5 protein-coding genes are annotated in these 6,505 nt (G+C 40.0%); 2 read left to right on the top strand and 3 right to left on the bottom strand.

Annotated features, from left to right (window positions below):
• Positions 1-198 precede the first annotated feature (198 nt).
• Complete coding sequence (aceE, locus tag BAZSYMA_RS09460; RefSeq protein ID WP_090718511.1) at positions 199-2,847, bottom strand: pyruvate dehydrogenase (acetyl-transferring), homodimeric type; 2,649 nt, start codon at positions 2,845-2,847, stop codon at positions 199-201.
• A 52-nt stretch (positions 2,848-2,899) separates the two neighbouring features.
• On the bottom strand, positions 2,900-3,277 hold the full coding sequence (locus BAZSYMA_RS09455; RefSeq protein ID WP_090718506.1) for a SoxR reducing system RseC family protein: 378 nt from the start codon (positions 3,275-3,277) through the stop codon (positions 2,900-2,902).
• A gap of 37 nt (positions 3,278-3,314) precedes the next feature.
• On the opposite strand from BAZSYMA_RS09455, the gene BAZSYMA_RS09450 reads away from it, so the two are divergent.
• Complete coding sequence (locus tag BAZSYMA_RS09450) at positions 3,315-4,697, top strand: phosphomannomutase/phosphoglucomutase (RefSeq protein ID WP_090718501.1); 1,383 nt, start codon at positions 3,315-3,317, stop codon at positions 4,695-4,697.
• A gap of 3 nt (positions 4,698-4,700) precedes the next feature.
• Positions 4,701-5,117, top strand: a complete 417-nt coding sequence (locus BAZSYMA_RS09445; RefSeq protein WP_090718498.1) for a putative signal transducing protein — start codon at positions 4,701-4,703, stop codon at positions 5,115-5,117.
• A gap of 18 nt (positions 5,118-5,135) precedes the next feature.
• Here the strand turns inward: BAZSYMA_RS09445 and mgtE are convergent, their stop codons facing one another.
• Positions 5,136-6,488 (bottom strand): magnesium transporter, encoded by a 1,353-nt coding sequence (gene mgtE / locus BAZSYMA_RS09440; protein WP_090718495.1) that lies wholly within the window; start codon positions 6,486-6,488, stop codon positions 5,136-5,138.
• Between the last annotated feature and the right edge of the window lie 17 nt (positions 6,489-6,505).

Genomic DNA, 6,505 nt, shown 5'->3' with positions numbered 1-6,505 from the left:
CTACCTTGATTTTCAATAGCAGTATTTTGTAAATCACCATTTATAAATGATGCGTGGGGTATGGTTGTAGTTCTCGTCAATAAACTCAATCAGATCACCAAAATTCATTTGCACACCCGACCTAAGCTCTTCTAAATATCCTTCTTGTGTCATACCAATCCTCCTAATATCTTTAATAATTGGTCAATAATACCGCCTTTATACCGTCATTGGGTTTGGCTTTCCTATGTCAACACCATATTTTTTAATAGCATCAGTAACGACTGATGCTGCTATTTCACCTTCATCAACCAAAGCTTTAAGCGCAGTAATCGTTACATAATTTGCATCCACTTCAAAGAAATCTCTAAGTGCAGCGCGTGAATCTGAGCGACCAAACCCATCTGTACCCAACACTTCATAACGAGCTGGAATATACTTACGCACTTGTTCAGCGTAATTACGCATATAGTCAGTGGTAGCAATAACAGGGCCCTTTGCATCGGCTAAGCATTGAGTAATATAAGGCACCTTTGGCGGCCCTACACTAAATCTATTCTCTCTATCAATAGCTTGAGCTTCACGCGTTAATTCATTGAAACTGGTCACTGACCAGATATTAGACTTCACACCCCAATCATCAGTAAGCATTTGTGCAGCTTTTTCAACTTCTCTAAGAATGGTGCCAGAACCTAACAATTGCACTTGCTTATCACCAGTGCCTACTTTTTTTAATGGGTAAATACCTTTGATAATACCTTCTTGCGTACCTGCTAGTATTTCTGGGTGCGTGTAAATTTCATTCATAACGGTAATGTAGTAAAAAATATTCTCATGTTTTTCATACATTCTGCGTAGTCCACTTTGAACAATCACTGCTAACTCATACGCATAAGTTGGGTCATAAGAAATACAATTTGGAATGATGTTGGCAACAATATGCGAATCACCATCTTCATGCTGTAAGCCCTCTCCATTCAGTGTAGTACGCCCTGCCGTGCCACCAATTAAGAAGCCCTTAGCTTGCATATCACCTGCCGCCCAAATTAAGTCACCAACACGCTGAAAACCAAATTTAGAATAATAAATATAAAACGGAATCATGGTGACATTATGCGTCGCATACGATGTTGCAGCAGCAATCCAATCAGAAATCGCACCGGCTTCATTAATGCCTTCTTGCAACACCTGCCCCTTTTTATCTTCCTTATACCACATGACTTTATCAGAGTCTTCTGGTTGATAAAGTTGACCTGAAGCCGAGTAAATACCAAGCTGCCTGAACAAGCTTTCCATGCCAAAGGTACGCGCTTCATCAGGGATGATTGGCACTACTTTAGATCCAAGTTGCTTGTCGCGTACTAATAAAGCCATAATGCGGTTAAGCGCCATGGTAGTTGACATTTCACGCTCACCACTGGATTTTAATAAAGCACTGAAAGTGTTTAATTCTGGCGCTTGTAAGTTTTCTAATTCAAACGAACGCACTGGCAATGAACCACCTAGTTTTTGGCGTTGAGTGTTTATATATGTCATCTCTTCGCTGTCTTGTGCTGGCTTGTAAAAGTTAAGTTGTTTAACATCTTCTTCAGTCACTGGAATATCAAAACGCTTGGCGAATTTTGCAACCTGTTTAAGGCCTAATTTTTTCTGCGAGTGCGTCGTATTTTGACCTTCACCTGCCTCACCCATGCCATAACCTTTAACCGTCTTAGCCAAGATGACCGTTGGTTTATCACTACATTCTTTGGCAGCACGATAAGCTTGAAATACCTTAAACGGGTCATGTCCACCACGATTCAGTGCATAAATCTCATCATCACTAAGATGCTGAACCATCGCTAATAATTCTGGGTATTTACCGAAGAAATGTTGTCGCACATAAGCACCGTCTTTAGCTTTATAAGCTTGGTATTCTCCATCCACCACTTCTTCCATGCGTTTCTTCAGTAGCCCAGTAGTGTCTTTTTCAAGCAGTTTATCCCATTCGCCGCCCCAAATTACTTTAAGTACATTCCAGCCTGCACCACGGAACATACCCTCAAGCTCTTGAATAATTTTGCCATTACCGCGTACTGGACCATCCAAACGCTGTAAGTTGCAATTAATCACAAAAATCAAATTATCAAGTTTTTCACGACCGGCTACTGAAATAGCACCAAGTGACTCAGGCTCATCCATTTCCCCGTCACCCAAATACGCCCAAACTGTACGTTTGTGCGTTTGCTTAATCTCACGATGATGCAAATATTTCATAAAGCGTGCTTGGTAAATCGCCATAATTGGACCCAGCCCCATTGACACGGTCGGGAACTGCCAAAAATCAGGCATCAACCACGGGTGTGGATAAGAGCTGAGTCCATCTTTGCCTGCCTCCTGGCGGAATAGCAACATTTGCGCTTCAGTGATGCGCCCTTCTAAAAAAGCACGCGAGTAAATACCTGGTGAAATATGCCCTTGAAAAAAGATTAAGTCTGCACCCTGCTCGGCATCAGGACCACGATAAAAGTGATTAAAACCCACTTCGTACAAAGTAGCACTTGAGGCGAACGAAGCAATGTGTCCACCTAAATCATATGGTAATTGATTAGCCTTGACCACCATCACCATAGCATTCCAACGGATAATAGCTGAAATTCTTTCTTCAATATCGATGCTAATATCTGTTGCTACCTCTTTTTCTTTGGCAATAGAGTTTAGGTAAGAGGTATTTACGCCTGTTGGTAAATCCATGCCTTCTTTGTGCGCCATATCCATTAGTTGGTTTAGCAAAAACTTTGCACGGTCATCACCTTCCACTCTAGCAACGGATTTAAAGGCTTCTAGCCATTCTTGGGTTTCTAAAGGGTCAAGGTCTTGAGCTGACATAATGTATTTTTTTCTTTTAGAATAAAGCAGTAATTATCCCAAATTTGTAGGCTCACTTTACAAAATATTTTACCAATAAAATTGAAGCAGAAAAACCAATGAAAGCAAGGGCAATTTGCCCTGCTTCGTGTTCAGGATATACTACATCACCTAACAACCCACCTGTAAATAATGCAAGTAGTGGCAACATATAGAGTTGAAAGGCACGATAAAACAATTCTTTTGATGAGATTTCCAAGGTTACCAAATCACCAATCGACACGCCATTTTGTAGGGGCTTATTGAACACTGAATAATGGTCAAAATATTTTGCCAATATTCCTGTACCGCAGCCACCACTGGCTGAGCAACTGTGACACCCCGATGAACGATTGACTTTAAGTTTCATCATTTGGTTCTCAATCTCAATAACTTCAAACTTTTCTTTCATTAAAATAAGTGTTTATTTTTTATCATATTTTATCAGCATGTCGCTCTCACAATCTATTTTTAAAGCCTACGATATCCGTGGTATCGTGGAAAATGAACTCACGCCTGATGTAGTTAAACTCATCGCTCAGGCAATTGGCAGTGAGTCTATTGCCAAAGGTGAACGCGGTGTGGTGGTTGGTCGCGATGGCCGTCTAAGTGGCGTTGAGCTGATGAGCGCTTTAAAAGATGGCCTTAAGTCAACTGGCTGTCACGTGGTAGATATCGGCATGGTACCCACGCCATTAGTGTATTACGCTACTTATAGCAAAGCGGCCACTTCTGGGGTGATGATTACTGGCTCTCATAATCCACCTGAGTACAATGGACTTAAGATTGTGATTGCAGGTGAAACACTCTCGGGCGATAAAATACAAGAACTTTATCAGCGCATCCAAGCGCAAAAATTTTCTAAAGGTCATGGCACTTCAACCAAAGTTGATATTGAGCAGGACTATATAGAGCGTGTTGTCTCTGATATTAAATTAGATAAGCCTCTTAATATTGTTATTGATGCAGGTAACGGTATTGCAGGCAATATTGCACCAAAATTGTTTGAACGATTAGGTGCAAAAGTCACAAAATTATTCTGCTTAGTAGATGGGAATTTCCCCAACCATCATCCCGACCCATCAAAACTTGCCAATCTTGAAGATATTATTCAAGAAGTCAAGAGCACCAATGCTGATATGGGCTTTGCCTTTGATGGCGATGGTGACAGACTGGGTTTAATTGACAATAAAGGTAATGTGATTTGGGCGGATAGACAAATGATATTGTATGCACGCGATATTCTCAGTCGTAATCAAGGTGCCAAAATTGTGTTTGATGTTAAATGTAGCTCAAATCTACCAAAAGACATTACCCAGCACGGGGGTAATGCGATTATGTCACGCACAGGACACAGTTTTATCAAAGCCAAACTTAAAGAAACAGGCGCGCTACTCGGTGGTGAGATGAGTGGTCATATTTTCTTTAAAGAACGCTGGTATGGCTTTGATGATGCGCTTTATACAGGTGCTAGATTGTTAGAAATCCTATCCAAAACTCACAAAACTTGTGAACAGGTTTTTGCTAATTTACCTGATAGTATCAATACGCCAGAGATTAATATTTACTTTGATAAGCAAGCTCAGCAGTTTGATGCGATGAAAAAACTAACAAGTAACATTGATTTCATTAAAGATGATAGTGCGCAAATTACCACTATCGACGGTGTGCGTGTTGATTATCCTGATGGCTGGGGACTTGTACGCCCTTCTAACACCACACCATGTTTGGTGCTGCGCTTTGAGGCAAATAACAAAAAAACCTTAAGTCAAATTCAAGATAAATTCAGAATTTGGCTGGATGCCAATAATATTTCTACTCAAAATTTTTGACAAATGGAATTAGTGGCAGTTGAAAGTTACAACCATCCTATTGATGCTTATCTGGCTAAGGGGCGGCTAGAGGTTGAAGGTGTACCGGTATTTTTAGCAAATGAACACCATGTGTGGATGAACTGGAGTTATGCACAAGCATTGGGAGGCATGCAATTAAAAGTTAGCCCGCAACATTTTACTGATGCACAGAAAATTCTAAAAATGCATAACCAAGGAGAGTACGAACATCTATTAAATGAAATTTTTCTAGAAATTGATACAAAAAATTGCCCCAATTGTAACGCCAATAGTTATGTTAGTAAATTTCCATTGCATCGAATCTTTTTTACATTGGTATCTCTAGCTATTAGCGTTGTCCTTCTGTCAAAAAGAACCTTACACACCTGTCAACAATGCAATCAAAAATGGAAAGATTAAACGGTGGAATAATTTTTATTAAACAACCAAACTTGCTAAACCTAGAAACGCCACAAAACCAATAACATCAGTAATAGTAGTGAGAATAACACCACCAGCGAGTGCAGGGTCAATTTTAAATTTGATGAGTAATGATGGCAAAATCACACCTGAAAAGGCGGCAAAAATTAGATTGACAACAATAGCCAAAGCAATGACCATACTAAGCAATATGTCGGCAAACCATAAATGTGTCGCCACACCAATCACTAACGCCCAAATCAAACCATTTAATAAGCCAATGGCTACTTCTTTATTCATTAACACCTTAAGGTTGGAATTTGTTATTCTACCAGTGGCAATACCGCGGGTGACTAAAATCAGTGTTTGTGTACCAGCAATACCACCCATTGATGCAACCACTGGCATCAAAATGGCAAGGGCAATTTTTTCTTGCAAAGTGGCTTCAAAAAGACTAATAAAAAACACCGCAATAAAAACAGTAACCAAATTCACACCCAGCCAAATACTACGGCGTTTAGAGCTTTGCATAACAGGAGCAAAAACATCATCCTCTTCGTCCAAGCCTGCCATTGACATTACCGAATGTTCAGCCTCATCACGAATGACATCAACCACATCATCAATAGTAATACGCCCAATTAACTGATTGTTTTCATCAACCACTGGCGCAGAAATCAAATCACGCTGTTCAAACAAATGAGCCACTTCTTTTTCAGGTGTTTGTGCAATAATTGGCTTAAGCGTTTTATTAATCAACGGCTCAATATTTTGCTGTGCTTCGTTCGTTAGCAAAGTGGATATGTGAATTGCACCTAAATATTTGTATGCTCTATCAACAACAAATACTTGGTCAGTATCAATTGGCATTTCTTTTAACAAACGCAGATAACGAATGACAGTGCGTACGGTAATACCATCACGCACGGTAATAATATCAATATTCATCAAACCACCTGCAGAATCCTCAGGATAAGACAAAACACGCTTTAAATGATCTCGGTGCTTATGGTCCAGCGTTAATAATAAATTGTGTAGTGCTGATTCAGGTAAATCAGGCACAATATCTGCCAAATCGTCCATATCCAAGCCTTCGGTAGCCTCAACGATTGAATCAACACTCATTTCGCTGAATAGTTGCGTGCGCACATTTTCGCTCAAGTCTTTAAGAATATCACCTTGTGTGCCAGTATCAATATTAGACCAAAGAATAACCCTTTCCTTAGGTGGGATAGCTTCTAATAGGCGAGCGATTTCTGCCGAATGCAAATTGGCAAGTTGTGTAGTGGCTTCTTCATACAAAGATACCTCCAGAGACTCCATGAGTTTCTGTAGGCAATCTTCGAAAGAAGTGTTTTTAACTTCTGACATTGGACTAAATTATTTTA

The sequence above is a fragment of the Bathymodiolus azoricus thioautotrophic gill symbiont genome (assembly GCF_001298715.1).
Classification (GTDB): domain Bacteria; phylum Pseudomonadota; class Gammaproteobacteria; order PS1; family Pseudothioglobaceae; genus Thiodubiliella.
The sequence above is the reverse complement of the archived record's forward strand: the minus strand, read 5'-3'. Positions and strand labels throughout refer to the sequence as shown.